This is a genomic window from Bradyrhizobium sp. LMG 9283 (assembly GCF_045571415.1).
Taxonomy (GTDB): domain Bacteria; phylum Pseudomonadota; class Alphaproteobacteria; order Rhizobiales; family Xanthobacteraceae; genus Bradyrhizobium.
The window spans coordinates 8273906-8292883 of sequence record NZ_CP120691.1; the positions used below are offsets into that span (position 1 = coordinate 8273906).

Consider the following 18978-nt stretch of genomic DNA (forward strand, 5'->3'; position numbering starts at 1 on the left):
GCTCGTCGTCCGCATGTCCATGCTCCGTCTCTACACCCGCGTTCTCGAGCTGCTCGGCAAGGAGGCGCGACTGGGCTGGCTGCTCGCGGTCGCCAATCTCCTACTCGCGGGCTCGCAATTCGCCGAGCCTGTGCTGTTCGGCCGTATTGTCGACGTGCTCTCGGGCAAGACGGTGGCCGGGTCGAACTCGGCCTGGCCATTCCTGGCCGCCTGGGTCGCGTTCGGGCTCTTCACCATCGCGTGCAGCGCGCTCGTGGCCTTGCAGGCCGACCGGCTCTCGCACCGCCAGCGCCAGGCGGTGCTGACCGACTATTTCGAGCACATCCTGCAACTGCCGTTGACCTTCCACTCCGGTACCCATTCGGGCCGACTGATGAAGGTGATGCTCAACGGCACGGATGCGCTGTGGCGGCTATGGCTCGGCTTCTTCCGTGAGCACTTTGCCGCGATCCTTTCGGTCGTGGTGCTGCTGCCGCTGTCGCTGTACCTGAACTGGCGGCTCGCAATCCTGCTGTTCGTGCTCTGCATCGTCTTCACCGCGCTGACGACCTTCGTGGTACGCAAGACCTTCGGCATGCAGATGGAGGTCGAGGAGCATTACAGCGAGCTCTCCGCGCGCGCCTCCGACGCGCTCGGCAATGTCGCGCTGGTGCAGAGCTTCGTCCGCGTCGAATCCGAGGTCAAAGGGCTGCGCTCCGTCGCCGACGAGCTGCTGGCCGCGCAGATGCCGGTGTTGTCCTGGTGGGCGCTCGTCACCGTCATCACGCGCGCCTCGACCACCATCACGGTGCTCACGATCTTCACCATAGGTATCGCGCTGCACGACAAGGGGCTGACATCAGTCGGCGAGATCGTGATGTTCGTGAGCTTTGCGACGATGCTGATCCAGAGGCTCGAACAGGTCGTGAGCTTCATCAACAACGTGTTCATGGAGGCGCCGCGGCTGCGCGAATTCTTCAATGTGCTCGACGCCGTGCCCGCAGTGCACGACAGGCCCGACGCGATCGATGCCGGCAGGTTGTCCGGCCTCGTCGAGTTCCACGACGTCACCTTCTCCTATGACGGCAAGCGCCCTGCGGTCGAGGACCTCTCCTTCTCCGCACTGCCCGGTCAGACCATCGCACTGGTCGGTCCGACCGGCGCCGGCAAGTCGACCGCGATCGCGCTCTTGCATCGCGCCTTCGACCCGCAATCCGGCTTCATCCGGATCGACGGCATGGACGTGCGCGGGATCACACTGACATCGCTGCGGCGGAACATCGGCGTGGTGTTCCAGGAGGCGCTGCTGTTCAACCGCTCGATTGCGGAGAATCTGCTGGTCGGCAAGCCGGATGCGACCGAAGACGAGATGCGCAAGGCAGCCGAGCGCGCGCAGGCGCTCGACTTCATCGAGCGCAGCGGCGGCTTCGAGACGAATGCCGGCGAGCGCGGCCGCATGCTGTCCGGTGGCGAGCGCCAGCGCCTTTCCATCGCCCGCGCGCTGCTGAAAGATCCGCCGATCCTGATCCTGGACGAAGCGACCAGCGCGCTCGACGCCGTCACCGAAGCCAAGGTGAATGCCGCTCTCGACGAAGTGATGAAGGGCCGCACCACCTTCGTGATCGCCCATCGCCTCTCCACCATCCGCAACGCCACGCGGATCCTGGTGTTCGAGAACGGCCGGGTGATCGAAAGCGGAACTTTCGATGAACTCGTGGCCAAAGGCGGCCATTTCGCCGAGCTGGCCAGGGCCCAGTTCATGGTTCAGGAGAACGCGCGGGCCAGCGTGACGACGGCCGAGACTGCCGCGACGACGGCCAAATCTCCCTAGCAAGCGCCCACAGCACCGTCGAAATTCGGCCTATTTCATTGCGGAATACCGCGCCCATCCCCCTATTCTCGACGCACCAGCCGGTATAGGTTTGCGACGCCGCAAGCGGCGGCGCCGGATTTCAGAACCGACAATCAGATCACGAGAGCCGTCCGTATCAGACGGATCTCCAAGGACCGGAATCGGATAGTGCACGCCCTTCGCCCGCTGCTTCGCAAATCCCTGTTCAACCTGTTCGCTGCGACGCTCGCATGTGCCGCATTGCTCGCGCCGCGCGCGGCGAGCGCCGAAGCGCTGCTGCTGATCGAGGCCGACAGCGGCAAGGTGTTACAGGCAGATAACGCGACCATCCCTTGGTACCCGGCCTCCGTCACCAAGATCATGACCGCCTATGTCACCCTGAAGGCGGTTAAGGACGGCAGGCTCACGCTCGACACGCTGCTCACGGTATCGCCGACCGCGGCCTCGCAATCGCCCTCGAAGATGGGATTTCGCCCGGGAACGCAGGTCACCGTCGACAACGCGCTGAAGATGATGATGGTCAAGTCGGCGAACGACATGGCCGTGGTGCTCGCCGAAGGCGTCGGCGGCTCGATCGACGGCTTCTCCGCGATGATGAACGACACCGCGAAGAAGCTCGGCATGACGCAGACGAGCTACGTCAATCCGAACGGCTTGCCCGCCGACGGCCAGATCACTTCGGCGCGTGACCTCGGCATTTTGGCGCGCTCGTTCCTGCGCGACCTGCCGGAATACGAATACTTCGTGCACATTCCGGCGATCCGCTTCGGCAAACGCATCACCGGCAATTTCAACAAGCTGATCGGCCGTTATCCCGGCGCCGACGGGTTCAAGACCGGCTTCATCTGCGCCTCCGGCTACAACCTCGTCGCCTCGGCCACGCGCAACGGCCGCCGGCTGATCGCGGTGGTGCTGGGTGCCAATTCCGGCACCGCGCGTGCGGTGAAGGCCGCGCAGCTGCTCGAGCGAGGCTTCGCTCAAGACAATCTGACGTGGCTGCGCCCCTCGCTCGGCACTGTCGACAATCTCGTGCCGGTCGACGCCTCGCCGCCGAATTTGCGAGACGAGATGTGCGGCCCCAACCGCAAGCGGCCGGCCAGTGACGACGACGATGCGCTGATTGCGGCCAATGGCGGTGCAACCGGATCGGCCTCAGCCACCGGCGGCGAGGCCCAGGTCACCTTCTTCACGGCGGGCCTGCAGCCGCCGCTGATGAAGGCTTCCGAGCTGATGGCCTCGGCCCCCGCGGCGGTCGAGCCCGTGCTGGTCTATACCGGCCCGACCCGCACCGGCACCGCGCTGATCGCGGCGGTCGCGGCCGACGCCGACCAGCAGGCCGCGTCCAAACCGCGTGGCAAGAAGTCGCGCGTCGCCAAGAAGCCCGACGCGGCCGACAAGCCCAGGGACGCGAGCAAGGACGCGGGCAAAGACAGCAAGACGGCAGCGGCGAAGCCGGACGCCAAGCAGGCTGACGGTAAGAGCGCGGCCAAACCGGCCGCTGCCAAGCCGGCCGGAGCGAAGCATGCTGCGGCCAAGCCCGATGCGGCCAAACCTGCCGAGAAGCCTGTGGCAGGCGGCGATCAGGCGGCGAAGCCCGCCAAGCCCAAGGCTGCGACGAAGCCCGCCGCTGCCGCCAAGCCGGCGAACAACAGTTAACGTCCCCCGGGAATTGCACCGCAGCCCGCGCTTCGCACCTGCGGCAGTGCTGTTTGCGACGATTCCAATAGCGACGACCTGACCTTTGCCCTAAGCCACGACGGCTTGCCACCCGTTCCGGCAAGCTGGATACTGGCGGCAACGAGGCAAGCCCGAGACACAACGGGCTCTGGTCAATGAGGGGAGTCTTTCATGGAGCGCATCTGGCTCAAGCAATATCCGCCCGGCGTGCCCGCCGATATCGAGCCGACGCAATACGCATCGCTGGTCGACCTGCTGGAGGAGAGCTTCACCAAGTTCGCCGACCGCAAGGCGTTCATCTGCATGGACAAGTCGATCAGCTATCGCGACCTCGACCAGATGTCGATTGCGCTCGCCGCCTACTTGCAAGGCCGCGGGCTCCAGCGCGGCGCCCGCGTCGCCATCATGATGCCGAACGTGCTGCAATATCCGGTCGCGACCGCCGCCGTGCTGCGTGCCGGTTTCGCCGTGGTCAACGTCAATCCGCTCTACACCCCGCGCGAGCTCGAGCATCAGCTCAAGGATTCCGGCGCGGAAGCCATCATCGTGCTGGAGAACTTTGCCCACACCGTCGAGCAGGTGATCGCCAGGACGCAGGTCAAGCACGTCATTGTCGCCAGCATGGGCGACCTGCTCGGCTTCAAGGGCGTGATCGTCAATCTCGTCGTCCGCCGGGTCAAGAAGATGGTACCGGCCTGGTCGCTGCCGGGCGCGGTGCCCTTCAATGACGCGCTGTCGGCCGGACGCGGCATGACCTTCAACAAGCCGAAGCTGTCGCCCGGCGACGTCGCCTTCCTGCAATATACCGGCGGCACCACCGGCGTTTCCAAGGGCGCCACGCTGCTCCATCGCAACATCGTCGCCAACGTCTTGCAGAACGACGCCTGGCTCCAGCCGGCGCTCGCCGCGCCGCCGCATGTCGACCAGCTCATGATCGTCTGCGCGCTGCCGCTCTATCACATCTTCGCGCTGACGGCCTGCTACCTGCTGGCGGTGCGCGCCGGCGGCTGCAATCTCCTGATCCCGAACCCGCGCGATATCGCAGGCTTCGTCAAGGAGCTCGCGAAGTATCAGGTCAACAGCTTCCCGGCCGTGAACACGCTCTACAACGGGTTGATGCACCATCCCGATTTCAAGAAGCTCGACTTCTCCAAGCTGAAGATTTCCAACGGCGGCGGCATGGCGGTGCAGCGCCCCGTCGCCGATCAGTGGAAGGCGATCACCGGCTGCTTCATTGCCGAAGGTTACGGCCTGTCGGAGACCTCGCCGACGCTGACCTGCAATCCGGCGACGGCAACGGAGTTCACGGGTACGATCGGCATCCCCGTGCCTTCGACCTGGATCTCGATCCGTGACGACGACGGCAACGAAGTCCCGCTCGGCCAGCCCGGCGAGATCTGCGCCAAGGGCCCGCAAATCATGTCCGGCTACTGGAATAGGCCGGAAGAGACCGCGAAGGTGATGACCGCCGACGGATATTTCCGCACCGGCGACATCGGCATCATGGACGAGAAGGGCTACACCAAGATCGTCGACCGCAAGAAGGACATGATCCTGGTCTCCGGCTTCAACGTCTATCCCAACGAGATCGAGGAAGTGATCGCGAGCCATCCGGGCGTGCTGGAATGCGCCGTGATCGGCATCCCCGATTCCAAGTCGGGCGAGGCGGTGAAGGCCTTCGTGGTCAGGAAGGACCCGAACCTCACCGGGGAAGCCGTGATCAAGTTCTGTAACGAGCAGCTCACCGGCTACAAGGTGCCCAAGCAAATCGAATTCCGCAACGACCTGCCGAAGACCAATGTCGGCAAGATCCTGCGCCGGCAGCTTCGCGCCGAGAAAAATGCGGAAGCGGCGTAAGGCGACGCTTCTGGCCGATGACTGAGGTTGGCGACATCGAGCCATCAGGCATTCTCGCCTTCTGGCGCGAGGCCGGCCGCGAGCGTTGGTATAAGCGCGACGACGCTTTCGATGCAGAGGTCAGGCGCCGCTTTCTCGCTGTATGGCAGAAGGCGGTCGCCGGTGAGCTCGGATCATGGGAGACGACGGACGGGGGCACACTCGCGCTCGTCATCGTGCTCGACCAGTTCCCCCGCAACATGTTCCGCGGCACGCCACAAACTTTTGCCAGTGACGCGCTGGCGCGCGACGTCGCCCGCCGGGCCATCGATCGGGGTGTCGACCGCAGGATCGATCCCATGCTGCTCGAATTCCTCTATTTGCCCTTCATGCATTCCGAGCATCTGGCTGACCAGCTGCACTGCGTCGCGCTGTTTCAAAACACCGACAATGCCGAGAACCTGAAATACGCTCGCGAGCACGCCGACATCATCCAGCGGTTCGGCCGCTTTCCCCACCGCAACCGCCTCCTCGGCCGCGACACGACGGAGGAAGAGCAGGCCTTCCTCGATCATGGCGGCTTTTCCGGCTGATGACATCATGGTGAACGGCCGCCGCCTTCGTCGCTTCCGCCGCCGGCAATATTGTGCAGGTCCGCCGCCCGGTCTAAAAAGCGGGACCGATTTTCAGGGAGACTGACGATGGCGATCCAGACTGGCGACAAGCTGCCCGAGGCGAAATTCCGCGTGATGACTGCGGACGGCCCGCAGGTGAAGACCACCGACGATATCTTCAAGGGCAAGAAGGTGGCGCTGTTCGCGGTGCCCGGCGCCTACACCGGCACCTGCCACAAGATGCATCTGCCGAGCATCTTCCTCAATGCTTACGCCATCAAGGACAAAGGCGTCGACACCATTGCCATCGTCTCGGTCAACGACGCCTTCGTCATGAACGCCTGGAAGCGCGACACCGACCAGCGCGACGAGGCCGTCTTCCTGGCAGACGGCAATGCCGACTTCACCAAGGCGATCGGCATGGAGCTGGACGCCTCCGCCAACGGCCTCGGCATCCGCTCCAAGCGCTATTCGATGCTGGTCGAGGACGGCGTGGTGAAGAAGCTGAACCTCGAGGCGATGCCCGGTAAGGTCGAAGTCTCCGGCGGGGATACGCTGCTCGGGCAGCTGTGAGCTATACGCGCAGTTCTTAGCCGCAAATGACACTGTCATGCCCCGGCTTGACCGGGGCATCCAGTACGCCGAGACCTCTCGGCTGAATCACAACTCCCTCTGGGATACTGGATCGCCCGCCGTCGCGGGCGATGACAGTTGAGAGTAGAACCACAACCGCGCGGCGCTACTCCCGCACCCGCTGCTGCAAGCGCGCCATCGCGATCCCGTCGCGCGCCAGCTGATCGGCGCGCTCGTTCTCGGGGTGGCCGGCGTGGCCCTTGACCCAGTGCCAGCGGACCTCGTGCTGCTTCAGCGCGGCGTCCAGGCGCTGCCATAGCTCGACATTCTTCACCGGCTTCTTGTCGGCGGTGCGCCAGCCATTGCGCTTCCAGCCGAAGATCCAGCCGGTGATGCCCTGCCGGACATACTGGCTGTCGGTGTAGAGATCGACCGTGCACGGCTTCTTCAGCGCCTCGAGCGCGGAGATCGCCGCCATCAGCTCCATCTGGTTGTTGGTGGTGTGCGGCTGGCCGCCGTTCAGCTCCTTTTCCTTGTCACCGAACTTCAGGATCGCGCCCCAGCCGCCCGGCCCTGGATTTCCCGAGCAGGCGCCATCGGTATAGATCGTGACATTGGGAAGCTCGCTCACGCCACCAGCCCCGACGGCGTCAGCCCATAGTCGCGCGCGCTCGTCACGCTCTGGTGGAAGCGCAGCTTGCGGACATATTCGACGGGATCCTTCGGCTTGACCAGCGCGCCCGGCGGCACGTTGAGCCAGTCGACCAGCCGCGTCAGCAGGAAGCGGATCGCAGCGCCGCGCGCCAGCAGCGGAAGCGCCGTCTCTTCCGCCTCTGTGAGCTTGCGCACGCGACCATAGGCATTGAGGAAGGCGCGCGCCTTGGTGACGTTGAAGGAATGATCCGGCTCGAAGCACCAGGCATTGAGGCAGATCGCGACGTCATAGGCCAGCATGTCGTTGCAGGCGAAGGTGAAGTCGATGATCCCCGAGAGCTTGTCGCCGAGGAAGAAGACGTTGTCGTTGAAGAGGTCGGCGTGGATCACGCCCTCTGGCAGGTTGGTCGGCCAGATGCCGCTGGAGAGATGATCGAGCTCGGCGGCGAGGAATGCGCGCAGGCCCGGCTGCACCTCGTCGGCGCGGCTTGACGCCGCGTCGAACAGCGGCCGCCAGCCCGAGACCGACAGCGCATTGGCGCGCCGAACCGCGAAATTGGCGCCGGCCAGATGCATCCGCGCCAGTCCCTCGCCGACGCCGGCGCAATGGGTCGCGTTCGGCTTGCGCGGCCAGACCCCTTCGAGAAAGGTGATGATCGCGGCGGGGCGGCCCGCCAGCTCGCGCAGCGCCTCGCCGTCGCGTCCCTTCACCGGCAGCGGGCAATTGACGCCGTGCTCGGCGAGATGCGTCATCAGCGCAAGGAAGAACGGCAGATCGTTCTTCGCCACGCGCTTCTCGTAGAGCGTGAGGATGAACGAACCCTGGCTGGTGTGCAGCAGGAAGTTGGAGTTTTCGACGCCCTCGGCGATGCCCTTGTAGGAGAGCAATTCGCCGAGATCGTATTGCTTCAGGAAATCCGCAAGCTCGTCGGCGGCGACGTCGGTGTAGACCGCCATAAAGATCTACTCGGCGGCAGCTTCGGGGCGCACCTGACGCGGCAGCGGGAAGAACTCGTTCTCCTCCGCGGCCGAGACCGTCTCCACGTGCAGCGTGTAGCGCTCGGCGAAGGCGTCCATGATCTCCTCGACGATCACTTCAGGCGCGGAGGCGCCTGCAGTGATACCAAGGCTCTTGATGTTGCCGAACTTGGCCCAGTCGATGTCGGTGGCGCGCTGCGCCAGCACCGCGATCTTGCAGCCCTCGCGCTCGGCGACCTCGCGCAGGCGCTGCGAGTTCGACGAATTGGGGGCACCGACCACGATCAGCGCATCCACCACCGGCGCCACCTTCTTCACCGCGAGCTGGCGGTTGGTCGTGGCGTAGCAGATGTCTTCCTTGTGCGGCCCGTTGATGTTCGGGAAACGCTCCTTGAGCAGCGCCACGATCTCCGCGGTGTCGTCGATCGACAGCGTGGTCTGGGTCACGAAGGCGAGGTTGTCGGGGTCCTTCGGCGTGATGGTCTTGGCGTCCTCGGCGGTCTCGATCAACGTCACGGCGCCGGGCGGAAGCTGGCCGAGCGTGCCGACCACCTCGGGATGGTGGGAATGGCCGATCAGGAAGATCTCCCGGCCGCGCTTGAAGTGGATCGCAGCCTCGCGGTGCACCTTGGTCACCAACGGGCAGGTCGCATCCAGCGAGAACAGATTGCGGGACTGGGCGTCGGCGGGAACCGACTTCGGCACGCCGTGGGCCGAGAACACCACCGGGGCGGTGGTATTTTCGGGAATCTCTGCGAGTTCCTCGACGAAGATGGCGCCCTTCTTCTTCAACCCATCGACGACGTACTTGTTATGCACAATCTCGTGGCGAACATAGACGGGGGCGCCGTACTTATCGAGCGCCCGTTCCACGGTGTCGATCGCCCGAACCACCCCGGCACAGAAGCCGCGAGGAGAACAAAGCACGATCTTGAGGTCTGGTTTGGCTGACATTGGCGATCTCGTGACCGAATCACCCGTTTCGCCTTCTGGCGGGGGCGGTCGATGGGATGGAATAGGGCTTAAAACTGTCGGCTTGAACCTTACAGCGGTTCAAAGGGAATTGGGCCCCCTTTCGGGCGGTGTCAAGGCACTATCTATAGCAGAACCATTGCATGGCTACCCCCTCCGGGCTTATATAGCGCGAATTCCCTGTCATCGCTGATGACCACCGGTTTCGCCTCCAGAGGGGTGGGCGAAGCACAAAGGAGATTTGCCATGAGCAACGCACCTCTGATGCCCAAGGCGACCGCCGTCTGGCTGCTCGACAACACCGCGCTGACCTTCGACCAGGTCGCCGATTTCACCAAAATGCACCCCCTCGAGGTCCGCGCCATCGCCGATGGCGACGCCGCCCAGGGCATCAAAGGCATGGATCCCCTCTCCAACGGCCAGCTGACCCGCGAGGAGATCGAGAAGGGTGAGAAGAACCCGGACTACCGGCTCCGCCTCCAGGAGAGCAAGGTGGTGCTGCCGCCCCAGCCCAAGCGCAAGGGACCGCGTTACACCCCGGTCTCGCGCCGCCACGAACGTCCGAGCGCGATCCTCTGGCTGCTGCGCAACCATCCGGAGCTCAAGGACGCCCAGATCATGCGCCTGGTCGGCACCACCAAGAGCACGATCGCGAGCGTGCGCGACCGTACCCACTGGAACACGTCGTCCCTGACCCCGATCGACCCGGTCACCCTCGGCCTCTGCTCGCAGATCGAACTCGATTTCGAAGTGCAGCGCGCCGCCAAGGAAAAGCCGATCGACGCGGCCTATGGCGGCGCGACCCTGCTGCCGGCCTCCGAGACCACCCGCAAGGACGAGTACGAGCCCGCGGAAAAGTCCAGCGACGATCTCAATGTCGACGCCGTGTTCGCCAAGCTGAAGACGCTCGGCGGCAAGAAGCACGAAGACGAGGAGGAATAAGACTCCGGGCTTCGCGCCAAACGTCCAAATCGACTCGAATGCGGCGGAACCATCCGCCGCGTTCTTGCTTTGGGGCACGGCACACAGAACGACACGGGCTGAACAGTCGAGCCCCAAGATGAAAGTCGGACTGACGCGTATTACACGGCAGGTCGCAGCTCAGCCGAGCTCGATCACGTCGTCGACCTCGTGGACGAGCCCGACGCCATCGATGGTCAGCACCATTTTCGCGTTGAGCTTCTCGTGTCCCTTGATCCGGCCGGCTGCGATCGCATCGCGCACGGCCTTCTCTATCTCGCGCTGTGAGGTGACCCCGACCTGCTTGAGGTATTTACGCAAAGACGTGTTGAATTGGTCCTCGTTCATGACGGCCTCCGTTGACCGGGACGACCTACGGCCGCTCGGGGTGGTTCAGCATGTACTCGCCGAGATCGCGCTGGCGACGGTCGGCGCGCGCGGTGGCGGCGTTGCGCTGGACGTCGCGGTCCTTGCGGCAGGCCACGTATTCCGGCGAACCTTGCGCATAGCCCCGGCTCTGGCAGACCGCATCGTCATCATCGCCACCCATCGCCACCGGTGTCTGGTAGCGCGCCGAGCAGGCGGAGAGAGCGATGGCGAGAGCTAAGGCGGTCAGCAGGCGTGGCGCGGCGGCAAGTGGCATCGAGGATCCCTTGTTGACCGCCCCTGTTTAGCGCGGAATGAGGAGAATGTAAGTCGATACACCGTCATTCCGGGATGGTGCGTTAGCACCAGACCCCGAATCTCGAGATCCTCAGGTGCGCAGTTGCGCACCATAGTTCGGTCCTGCGGACCGCCCCGGGAAGACGCTTCGCGTCACACCCTTCCCTTCAGCGCCTCGCCGATCTCGTCGAGCGCCTTGGGATCCTCGATCGTCGCCGGCATGGTCCAGGATTCGCCATCGGCGATCTTCTTGATGGTGCCGCGCAGGATCTTTCCGGAGCGCGTCTTGGGCAGGCGGCCGACGGTGATAGCGAGCTTGAAGGCGGCGACCGGGCCGAGCTTGTCGCGCACCAGCGCGACGATCTCCTTCTCGATCTCGGCAGGCGGGCGCTTCACGCCGGCCTTGAGCACCAGGAAGCCGCAGGGCACCTCGCCCTTGATCGCGTCCTTGACGCCGAGCACGGCGCATTCGGCGACGTCGGGATGCGAAGCCAAGATCTCCTCCATGCCGCCGGTGGAGAGCCGATGGCCGGCGACGTTGATGATGTCATCGGTGCGGCCCATGACGAAGACATAGCCGTCCTCGTCCTTGTAGCCGGCATCAGAGGTTTTGTAGTAGCCGGGGAATTCGCTGAGGTAAGCCTCCTTGAAGCGCTGGTCCTGATTCCACAGCGTCGGCAGGCAGCCCGGCGGCATCGGCAGCTTGATGACGATCGAGCCCATGGTGTTGGGCCCCACTGGCTTTGCCGCTTCATCGACGACATCGACTTGGTAGCCCGGCATCGGCACCGTCGGCGAGCCGTGCTTCACCGGCAGCATGCCGAGGCCGACCGGATTGCCGGCAATGCACCAGCCGGTCTCGGTCTGCCACCAATGGTCGATCACCGGCACCTTCAGCTGCTGCTCCGCCCATTCCACCGTCGGCGGATCGGCACGCTCGCCGGCCAGGAACAGCGTGCGGAATTTGGAGAGGTCGTACTGCCGGATGAACTTTCCTTCCGGATCCTCTTTTCGGATCGCGCGGAACGCGGTCGGCGCGGTGAAGAAAGCCACCGCCTTATGCTCGGAGATCACGCGCCAGAACGCGCCGGCATCGGGCGTGCCGACCGGCTTGCCCTCGTACATGATCGAGGTCGCGCCATGAAGCAGCGGCCCGTAGACGATGTAGCTGTGGCCGACCACCCAACCGATGTCGGAGCCGCACCACCAGACCTCACCCGGCTTGACGCCATAGAGGTTGAACATCGACCATTTCACCGCGACGAGATGACCGCCATTGTCGCGCACGACGCCCTTCGGCACGCCGGTCGTGCCCGACGTATAGAGGATGTAGAGCGGATCGGTGGCGGCGACAGGCACGCAAGCCGCGCTCTTGCCGTCGTTCAGCGCCCTGCGGCGCAGGCTGGCCCAGTCGTAGTCGCGAGTTGGCGTCATCTCACAGGTGAGCTGCGGACGTTGCAGCACGATACAGGCTTTCGGCTTGCTGCCGGCAAGCCTGATCGCCTCGTCGAGCAGCGGCTTGTACTGCACGATGCGGCCGGGTTCGATGCCGCAGCTTGCGGAGAGGATGAGCTTCGGCTGCGCATCGTCGATCCGTGTGGCGAGCTCTTTCGCGGCAAAACCGCCGAACACCACGGAGTGCACCGCGCCGAGCCGCGCGCAGGCCAGCATCGCGACCACCGCCTCCGGCACCATCGGCATATAGAGAATGACACGATCGCCCTTGCTAACACCGAAGTCCTGCATGATGGCGGCGAGCGCCTGGACTTCGTTCAGCAGTTCGGCATAGGTGAATTTGGTGACCGAATTGGTCAATGGCGAATCATGGATCAGCGCGACCTGATCGGCACGGCCGCGTTCGACATGGCGGTCGAGCGCGTTGTAGCAGGTGTTGACGACGCCGCCGGCAAACCAACGGCCATAGGGTCCTTGCGAGGGATCGAAGATCTTCGTCGGAGGCTCGATCCAGTCGATCTCCTTGGCCACCTCGGCCCAAAAGCCTTCGGGATCGGCCAGCGAGCGCGCATGGACCTCATGATAACGACGTTTGCCGTCGACGTTTCCCTGGACGTTCATTGCCGCGCTCCCGTGCTTTTATTCGCCTGGCCCTGACCCTTGTGGCAGGACAGGCGCCCCGCCATGACCAGGATCAATTGCCGGCCGTGTTGTGGGCATATTTTCGCGGGAATGGGCCGCGGTTCAAGCCGAAAAGGATGGGCCTTTCGGCGGAGGCGGGCGGGCGGTGCGCTCCCTCGCCCCGTTTTTACGGGGCCGCGACGAGCTTCGCTCGCGCTGAGAGGGTTGGGGTGAGGGGCTGCAAAAGACGGTAAGAGATGAGTTTGCGGAGAGTCCCCCTCACCCGGAATCCGCGCTTTCAGCGCGCATTCCGGCCGCTCCCCGCAGGCGGGAAGAGGCGAGGAGGGCCTCAGCTCTCGATCGCATTCAACTTCTGCAACCGCTGCTGCATGACCTTTTTCAGGTCATAGCCGGGGCGACGGAAACTCGCATCGCGCGTGACGAGAAAATCGCGCTGGGACTTGCGCAGGCCATCCGCCGAGCGCTTGCTCGCGGATTTCAGCACACGCTCGTAAGCCTCGGCGATCTGGCGGTCGAGCACGCCGAGCTGCGGATCGGCGCAGATCACTTTCTCGACCTCGCGCTTCGCGGTGGCGCAATCGAAGGACGGGTGGCTGGCGGCGGCGTTCAGCACACGGGCCGGCTCGCCGCCGAATTTTGCGATCTCGGCGATCATCGCGCGGCGGCCGCTCAGCGCGTTCTCATTGGCGGGATCAAGCCGCAGCGTCGCCTCGTAGTCGGCCAGCGCCTTCTTGCGCTCGCCCATCTTCTTGTAGAGCACGGCGCGGTTGTTGTAGGTCTTGGCAAAATTCGGATCGAGCTTCAGCGCGTCGTTGTAGTCCGACAGCGCAGCACCGAGTTCGCCCTTGAATTGGTAGGAGTCGCCGCGGTTGGTCAGGAAGTTCACCCGCTGCTCGAGACGGATCGCCTGATCGTAATCGGCGATCGCCTTGTCGTACTCCTTCATCGCGGCATAGGTGAGACCGCGGTTGTCGAAATACTCCGGCACCTTTGGATCGAGCCGGATCGCCTCGCTGTCGTCTGCGATCGCCCTGTCGAGCTCGCCGAGCTTCTTGTAGGCGGCGCCCCGGTTAGTGTAACTGCGCGCGCGGTTCGGATCGAGCCGCAGCGCCTCGCTGAGGTCAGCGACGGCCTTGTCGTAGTCGCCGCGCAGATAGAAGGTCGCGCCGCGGTCGGACCAGGCCTGGGCGAAATCCGCCTTCAGCTTGATGGCCTGATCGTAGTCTGCAATGGCACGGTCGAAACGATGCTGATTGGTGTAGACGACGCCGCGCAGCTCGTAAGCTTCCGCATCCTGCGGATCGAGCTCGATCGCCTTGGTCAGATCCGCCGCGGCGCGATTGAGGTCGCCGCCGGCCTCGCGCAGGAGGTTGCCGCGCACGCGCCAGGCCTTTGCGTTCTTGCCGTCGAGCGCGACGGCGCGGTCCAGATCGCGCAGCGCCTGCGACTGGCCTCCGGAGGTTCGCGCATTGGCTTCGGCGCGAGCGACGAGCGCCATGGAGCGTTCAGACGCCGGATTTGCGGTCTGGTCGATGATGGCGCTACACGCGGAGACCAGTTCTGCGGGAGCAGCCTTGCTCCCCGGCACGCAATCGGTGCCGGCGGAAGCCGGACTGATGAAGGTCAGGCCCATAGCCGCGCCGAGGAAGAAGGCGCGAAGCGAGATTTTGGCAAGCGAGGACATTTGCGCGGAACGGGGCATGCCGCACATGGCTTTGGACTCCGTGACAAGGGCTTTCCCCATTGTCGCCGCCATCCGGCAACAGGTTCAAACCGCGCGCTCTCCCTCTCCACCGGCGGCAGGAAGGGCTAAGGGCGGCATCAATATCCGTCGACGCCGTTGATCTGTTGCAAGCGCTCCCGCATCGCATTTTTCAGATCGTAACCCGGCCGCCCGAATTGGGCGTTGCGGCGGGCGATGAATTCATCCTGCTCGCGCTGGAGCACCTTCACTTCAGCTGCATCGCGCGCCTGCCGGATCGCACGGGCATTGGAGGCAAAAACCTCGCGATCGAGATCGGCGAGTTCGCGGTTGCCGCAGATCGCCCTTTCCACCGCGCGACGCGCTCGCGCGCAATTGAAGCTAGGCTTGCCAGCGACCGCCATCTGCGCGCCGATCCGCTCGAGCTCACGCGCCATCGCCTTGTGATTGGCCTTAGCCTTCGCGTGGTTCGGATCGATTCTGAGCGCTGCGCCGAAATCCTGCACCGCCTTGGGCTTGTCGCCCTTCTTCAGCCAGAGCTCGCCACGTGCATTGAAGATATCCGCAAGGCCCGGATCGAGCAAAAGCGCACGGCTGTCGTCGGCGATGGCACGATCGACCTGATCGTGCCGCGCATACAATGCGCCGCGCGCGATCAGTGCCTTGATCAGGTCGTCCTTCGCCGTCTTCTCATTGTCGATCACGGCGGCGCAGTCAGTGGCCGCCTTGTCCATGTCATCGGCCGCGGCCGCCGTGAGGCAGGGCGCGACATCGACCTGCGTCACGGCCACCGGCTCGCCGCCGGTCGCAGCATTGGCCGGGGCCAGCGAGAATGCATAGAGCAGCCCGGCGCCGAACAGGTGAATGAGAAAACGCATGCTCGTTGCAGTCGGAGGTCTTGTCTCAAGGTCTTGTTTTAGAGCCGTACTATCCATCATACCGCCAGATTGGTGCTAGCTTGTGGCGCGGCTCAAACCGGCTTCGGGGATCGTCGTGTCGACATTCGAATGGATCATTGCACTGCTGCTCGGCGCTGTTGCCTTATCGGCGCTGGCGCGGCGGATCAAGGTCCCCTACCCGACCTTCCTCGCCATCGGCGGCGCGCTGGTCGCCTTCGTGCCATCGAGCCCGTCCTGGGTGCTGGAGCCGGACCTCGCCTTGGCGCTTTTTGTCGCACCAGTCCTGCTCGATGCCGCCTTCGACACCTCGCTGCGCGATCTGCGCAACAACTGGGTTCCGGTCTCAACCCTGGTCGTCGCCGCGGTCGGCCTGACCACGGCCGGCGTGGCCTATGTCGCGCACCGGCTGATGCCTGACATGCCCTGGGCCGCCGCGGTCGCGCTCGGCGCCATCGTCGCGCCGCCGGACGCCGCGGCGGCGGTCGCGATCCTGAGCCAGGTGAAGCTGCCCCATCGCATGGTCAAGGTGCTGGAAGGTGAGAGCCTGCTCAACGACGCGACCGCGCTGCTGATCTATCGCATCGCGGTCGGCGCGGTCGCCACTCAGCACCTGACGTGGAGCCAGGTCGGTCCGACCATGGCGCTGGCGCTGGTCGGCAGCGTCATCGCCGGCCTGCTCGCGGGCCGAATCATTCCGCTGTTCATGGAGCAGGTGACGGAGGCGCCGAGCGCCATCATCGTGCAGTTCGCCACCACCTTCCTGGTCTGGATCGCCGCCGAGCATCTCGGCCTCTCCGGCATCCTCACCATCGTGGTCTATGCCATCACCGTCGCACGCACGGCGCCCGCGCGCATCCCGGCGCGGCTGCGGGTGCCCTCCTATGCGGTCTGGGAGACGATGGTGTTCGTGCTCAACGTGCTCGCCTTCATGTTGATCGGCATGCAGATGCGGCCGATCTGGACGCGGCTCGACGCGGACGTGCGTTGGGAATATTGCGTGGCCGCCGCCTGGATCCTGCTCACGGTAATGCTGGTGCGCCTTGGCTGGGTAACGTTCTACCGCACGACCTTGCGTGTGCTGGTAGCGCAGGGGATCTATCATCCGAAGGACCCGAGGGCCGTCGCTTCGCCCAAGGGCGGCCTCATCATCTCCTGGTGCGGCATGCGCGGCCTCGTCACGCTCGCCACTGCCTTTGCCCTGCCGGAGAATTTTCCCTATCGCGACTTCATCGTCTTCATTGCCTTTGCGGTGGTGCTTGGTTCGCTGGTGATCCAGGGCTTGACGTTGCGGCCACTGATCCTCGCCTTCGACCTCAAGGACGACGATCCGGTCGGCGTCGAGGTCGCGCGCGGTCGCGCCGTCGCCTATCGCGCGGCGCTCGATGCCATCGAAAGCGATCCGTCGGAGGAGGCGGAAATTCTGCGGCTCGAATACCGCGCCATCCTGATGCAGACCGAGACCGATCCGAACGGAGGCATTGCCAACGGCGAATTGCCCGCCGATCCCCTGCGCCGCCGCGCCATCGAAGCGGCGCGCAAGGCGATCTTCGATTTGCGCGCCACCGAGGTGATCGGCGACGATGCTTTTCACCGGCTCGAGGAAGAGCTCGATCGCGCAGAATTGAGCGCGGGGGGTTAAACTCCGTGTCGTCCCGGATAAGCGCGCCCAAAGCGCGCAGATCCGGGACCCATAGCCACGAAATTATGTTTGCCGAAAACTCGGAGTTGCCAGCCAGCGACAGAACCACGTCCTGTGATTAGGGGTCCCGGATCTGCGCTTGCGCTTGTCCGGGACGACGTCAGAGGGTGACGGCCGGCGTTTGAACCAAACCCCGCTTCACCAGACTCATTCCTGATGACGACTCTGATCGACGACCGTCGTGTACGCGCGCGTGATGCGTCGCCTGCACGATATTTTTATTTCCACATGGCCCTGGCCTGCGCGGCCACCGCCTTTCTCGGCTTCGCACCGACCTATTGGGTGCCGCTCGCCCAGCGGACCTTCTCCGCAAGTCCAGTGATTCACTGTCACGGACTGTTGTTCTTCACCTGGTCGCTTTATTTCGTGCTCCAGACCTGGCTCGCGGCCTCCGGCCGTGTGATCAATCACCGTTCGCTCGGCGTCGCCGGCGTATCGCTCGCGACGGCGATGACGATTTTCGGCTTCCTCGCCTCCGTGCACGTGATGCAACATTCCGCCGCGCTCGGGCAGAAGGACGCCGGCATCGGTTTTTCGATCGTGCCGATGAGCGGAATCGCGTTCTTCGCAGTCGTGTTCGTGCTGGCGATCATGAACACGCGCAGGCCCGAGATTCACAAGCGCCTGATGCTGCTGGCGGCGGTCTCGATCCTCGATGCCGCGATTGCGCGCTGGTTCCTGACCTTCCTCGCACCTCCCGGACCGCCCGGCCCGCCGCCGGTGCCCGTGACGATTACGCCGGCTGTGGTCGCCTCCCTTCTGCTCGTCGTCGCCATGGTGCGCGACTGGCGCACCGACGGTCGTGTGCATCCGGTCTACATCTACGGCACGCTCGCGCTTCTGGCGGTGAAGGTGCTGAACTGGCCGGTCAGCGAGACGGCAGCGTGGCACGCGTTTGCCGGCGGGATTCTGGCGCTGGCGCAGTAGGCAGCGACAAACTCCGCTGTCGTACCGGATCGGCGCGCGCTTGTCCGGGACGACGGGGGAGGTTGAGGCTACGCCCCTGCCTTGCACGTGATCCCGCCATCGACCACGAGCTCGATGCCCGTCACATATTTCGACTCGTCCGAGGCCAGGAACAGCGCAGCGTTGGCGACATCGAAGGCATCGCCCATGTGGCCCATCGGCACTTGCGCATCGCGTGCGCGCCACATCGCTTCGACGTCGCCCTTGGCGTAGCTGGCGGCGAGGCCGGCGGAGTGCTCGACCATCGGCGTTTTCATCAGGCCGGGCAGGATCGCGTTGACGCGGACATGATGGCGCGCGAACTCGATCGCGGTGGTGCGTGTCATCTGGTTCATCGCCGCCTTCGAGGTGCCGTAGGTGACATAGGAGATGCCCATGTGGCGGATCGAGGCGATCGATGAGATGTTGATGATCGAGCCGCCGCCCTGCTTCACCATGACGGGGATGACGTGCTTCATGGCCAGATAGGCGCTCTTGAGATTGACGCTGAAGACACGGTCCCAGCTCTCCTCGCTCACCTCGACAACGCTGCCCATCTCGGCGATGCCGACATTGTTGTCGAGCACGTCGATGCGGCCATAGGCCTTCAGGCACGCCGCCACCATCGCCTCGATCTCACTGGCGCGAGAGACGTCGGCCGTGAAAGCCATCGCCTTGCCGCCTTCGCCGGTGATGATCTTCGCGGTCTCCTCGGCCGCAGCACCGTTGCGATCGACGCAAAACACCTGCGCGCCCTCGCGCGCGAAGGTCACGGCGGTCGCCTTGCCATTACCCCAACCGGGTCCGATCGAGCCGGCCCCCACCACCATCGCAACCTTGCCCTTGAGCCGATCCATCGTATGTCTCCTCGTTGTTGT

The 18978-nt window shown here is 64.5% G+C and carries 17 protein-coding genes; 8 read left to right on the forward strand and 9 right to left on the reverse strand.

The annotated features are described in order from the left end of the window. Positions 1-13: 13 nt before the first annotated feature. The 5 genes from P6U29_RS38485 (at position 14) to P6U29_RS38505 (ending at position 6531) form a co-directional block, all read left to right on the forward strand. A complete protein-coding gene (locus P6U29_RS38485) occupies positions 14-1810 on the forward strand; it encodes a glucan ABC transporter ATP-binding protein/ permease (protein ID WP_407115311.1) in 1797 nt (598 codons plus the stop codon). A 189-nt stretch (positions 1811-1999) separates the two neighbouring features. Next, complete coding sequence (locus P6U29_RS38490) at positions 2000-3487, forward strand: D-alanyl-D-alanine carboxypeptidase family protein (protein WP_407115312.1); 1488 nt, start codon at positions 2000-2002, stop codon at positions 3485-3487. Positions 3488-3679: 192 nt separating this feature from the next. Next, entirely contained in the window at positions 3680-5365 is a 1686-nt protein-coding gene (locus P6U29_RS38495; RefSeq protein WP_407115313.1) for a long-chain fatty acid--CoA ligase, read from the forward strand. 17 nt (positions 5366-5382) lie between these two features. Then, positions 5383-5937, forward strand: coding sequence for a DUF924 family protein (locus tag P6U29_RS38500; RefSeq protein WP_407115314.1), 555 nt, complete (start codon positions 5383-5385; stop codon positions 5935-5937). Between the two features lie 108 nt (positions 5938-6045). Then, positions 6046-6531 (forward strand): peroxiredoxin, encoded by a 486-nt coding sequence (locus P6U29_RS38505; RefSeq protein ID WP_027575420.1) that lies wholly within the window; start codon positions 6046-6048, stop codon positions 6529-6531. Positions 6532-6697: 166 nt separating this feature from the next. Here the strand turns inward: P6U29_RS38505 and rnhA are convergent, their stop codons facing one another. Genes rnhA through ispH form a run of 3 tightly spaced genes read right to left on the reverse strand, consistent with a single transcriptional unit; the run spans position 6698 to position 9117 of the window. After that, positions 6698-7162 carry a ribonuclease HI gene (gene rnhA, locus P6U29_RS38510; RefSeq protein ID WP_407115315.1) on the reverse strand — a complete coding sequence of 155 codons (465 nt, stop codon included), beginning with the start codon at positions 7160-7162 and terminating at the stop codon, positions 6698-6700. After that, positions 7159-8142 (reverse strand): homoserine kinase, encoded by a 984-nt coding sequence (locus P6U29_RS38515; protein ID WP_407115316.1) that lies wholly within the window; start codon positions 8140-8142, stop codon positions 7159-7161. Before P6U29_RS38515 ends, rnhA begins: the two co-directional genes overlap by 4 nt. A 6-nt stretch (positions 8143-8148) precedes the next feature. Continuing rightward, positions 8149-9117, reverse strand: a complete 969-nt coding sequence (gene ispH / locus P6U29_RS38520; RefSeq protein ID WP_407115317.1) for a 4-hydroxy-3-methylbut-2-enyl diphosphate reductase — start codon at positions 9115-9117, stop codon at positions 8149-8151. Positions 9118-9381: 264 nt separating this feature from the next. On the opposite strand from ispH, the gene P6U29_RS38525 reads away from it, so the two are divergent. Further along, positions 9382-10077: a DUF1013 domain-containing protein gene (locus P6U29_RS38525; RefSeq protein WP_407115318.1), complete on the forward strand. Its 696-nt coding sequence runs from the start codon at positions 9382-9384 to the stop codon at positions 10075-10077. Positions 10078-10236: 159 nt separating this feature from the next. Here the strand turns inward: P6U29_RS38525 and P6U29_RS38530 are convergent, their stop codons facing one another. From P6U29_RS38530 to P6U29_RS38550, 5 genes are all read right to left on the reverse strand, one after another. After that, positions 10237-10443 carry a DUF6494 family protein gene (locus tag P6U29_RS38530; RefSeq protein WP_407115319.1) on the reverse strand — a complete coding sequence of 69 codons (207 nt, stop codon included), beginning with the start codon at positions 10441-10443 and terminating at the stop codon, positions 10237-10239. Positions 10444-10468: 25 nt separating this feature from the next. Continuing rightward, on the reverse strand, positions 10469-10738 hold the full coding sequence (locus tag P6U29_RS38535; RefSeq protein WP_407115320.1) for a hypothetical protein: 270 nt from the start codon (positions 10736-10738) through the stop codon (positions 10469-10471). 173 nt (positions 10739-10911) lie between these two features. Then, positions 10912-12834, reverse strand: a complete 1923-nt coding sequence (locus tag P6U29_RS38540) for a propionyl-CoA synthetase (RefSeq protein WP_407115321.1) — start codon at positions 12832-12834, stop codon at positions 10912-10914. 349 nt (positions 12835-13183) lie between these two features. Continuing rightward, the gene (locus tag P6U29_RS38545) at positions 13184-14566 is read right to left on the reverse strand and encodes a tetratricopeptide repeat protein (protein ID WP_407119547.1); all 1383 of its coding nucleotides are present in this window, start codon (positions 14564-14566) and stop codon (positions 13184-13186) included. 110 nt (positions 14567-14676) lie between these two features. Then, complete coding sequence (locus P6U29_RS38550; protein WP_407115322.1) at positions 14677-15435, reverse strand: tetratricopeptide repeat protein; 759 nt, start codon at positions 15433-15435, stop codon at positions 14677-14679. An 82-nt stretch (positions 15436-15517) separates the two neighbouring features. Here P6U29_RS38550 and P6U29_RS38555 point away from each other — a divergent pair, with 82 nt between their 5' ends. Together P6U29_RS38555 and P6U29_RS38560 are read left to right on the forward strand one after the other, a co-directional pair. Then, a complete protein-coding gene (locus P6U29_RS38555) occupies positions 15518-17095 on the forward strand; it encodes a cation:proton antiporter (RefSeq protein WP_407115323.1) in 1578 nt (525 codons plus the stop codon). Positions 17096-17311: 216 nt separating this feature from the next. Continuing rightward, a complete protein-coding gene (locus P6U29_RS38560; protein WP_407115324.1) occupies positions 17312-18082 on the forward strand; it encodes a hypothetical protein in 771 nt (256 codons plus the stop codon). Between the two features lie 68 nt (positions 18083-18150). Here the strand turns inward: P6U29_RS38560 and P6U29_RS38565 are convergent, their stop codons facing one another. After that, the gene (locus P6U29_RS38565) at positions 18151-18957 is read right to left on the reverse strand and encodes an SDR family NAD(P)-dependent oxidoreductase (protein WP_407115325.1); all 807 of its coding nucleotides are present in this window, start codon (positions 18955-18957) and stop codon (positions 18151-18153) included. Positions 18958-18978 lie beyond the last annotated feature (21 nt).

Excerpts from the sequence above, each read along its gene's own strand:
- P6U29_RS38485 (WP_407115311.1), top strand. The coding sequence starts at position 14 with ATGTCCATGCTCCGTCTCTACACCCGCGTTCTCGAGCTGCTCGGCAAG.
- P6U29_RS38495 (WP_407115313.1), top strand. The coding sequence starts at position 3,680 with ATGGAGCGCATCTGGCTCAAGCAATATCCGCCCGGCGTGCCCGCCGAT.
- P6U29_RS38500 (WP_407115314.1), top strand. The coding sequence starts at position 5,383 with ATGACTGAGGTTGGCGACATCGAGCCATCAGGCATTCTCGCCTTCTGG.
- P6U29_RS38505 (WP_027575420.1), top strand. The coding sequence starts at position 6,046 with ATGGCGATCCAGACTGGCGACAAGCTGCCCGAGGCGAAATTCCGCGTG.
- P6U29_RS38515 (WP_407115316.1), bottom strand. The coding sequence starts at position 8,142 with ATGGCGGTCTACACCGACGTCGCCGCCGACGAGCTTGCGGATTTCCTG.
- ispH (WP_407115317.1), bottom strand. The coding sequence starts at position 9,117 with ATGTCAGCCAAACCAGACCTCAAGATCGTGCTTTGTTCTCCTCGCGGC.
- P6U29_RS38525 (WP_407115318.1), top strand. The coding sequence starts at position 9,382 with ATGAGCAACGCACCTCTGATGCCCAAGGCGACCGCCGTCTGGCTGCTC.
- P6U29_RS38530 (WP_407115319.1), bottom strand. The coding sequence starts at position 10,443 with ATGAACGAGGACCAATTCAACACGTCTTTGCGTAAATACCTCAAGCAG.
- P6U29_RS38535 (WP_407115320.1), bottom strand. The coding sequence starts at position 10,738 with ATGCCACTTGCCGCCGCGCCACGCCTGCTGACCGCCTTAGCTCTCGCC.
- P6U29_RS38540 (WP_407115321.1), bottom strand. The coding sequence starts at position 12,834 with ATGAACGTCCAGGGAAACGTCGACGGCAAACGTCGTTATCATGAGGTC.
- P6U29_RS38545 (WP_407119547.1), bottom strand. The coding sequence starts at position 14,566 with ATGTGCGGCATGCCCCGTTCCGCGCAAATGTCCTCGCTTGCCAAAATC.
- P6U29_RS38550 (WP_407115322.1), bottom strand. The coding sequence starts at position 15,435 with ATGCGTTTTCTCATTCACCTGTTCGGCGCCGGGCTGCTCTATGCATTC.
- P6U29_RS38560 (WP_407115324.1), top strand. The coding sequence starts at position 17,312 with ATGACGACTCTGATCGACGACCGTCGTGTACGCGCGCGTGATGCGTCG.
- P6U29_RS38565 (WP_407115325.1), bottom strand. The coding sequence starts at position 18,957 with ATGGATCGGCTCAAGGGCAAGGTTGCGATGGTGGTGGGGGCCGGCTCG.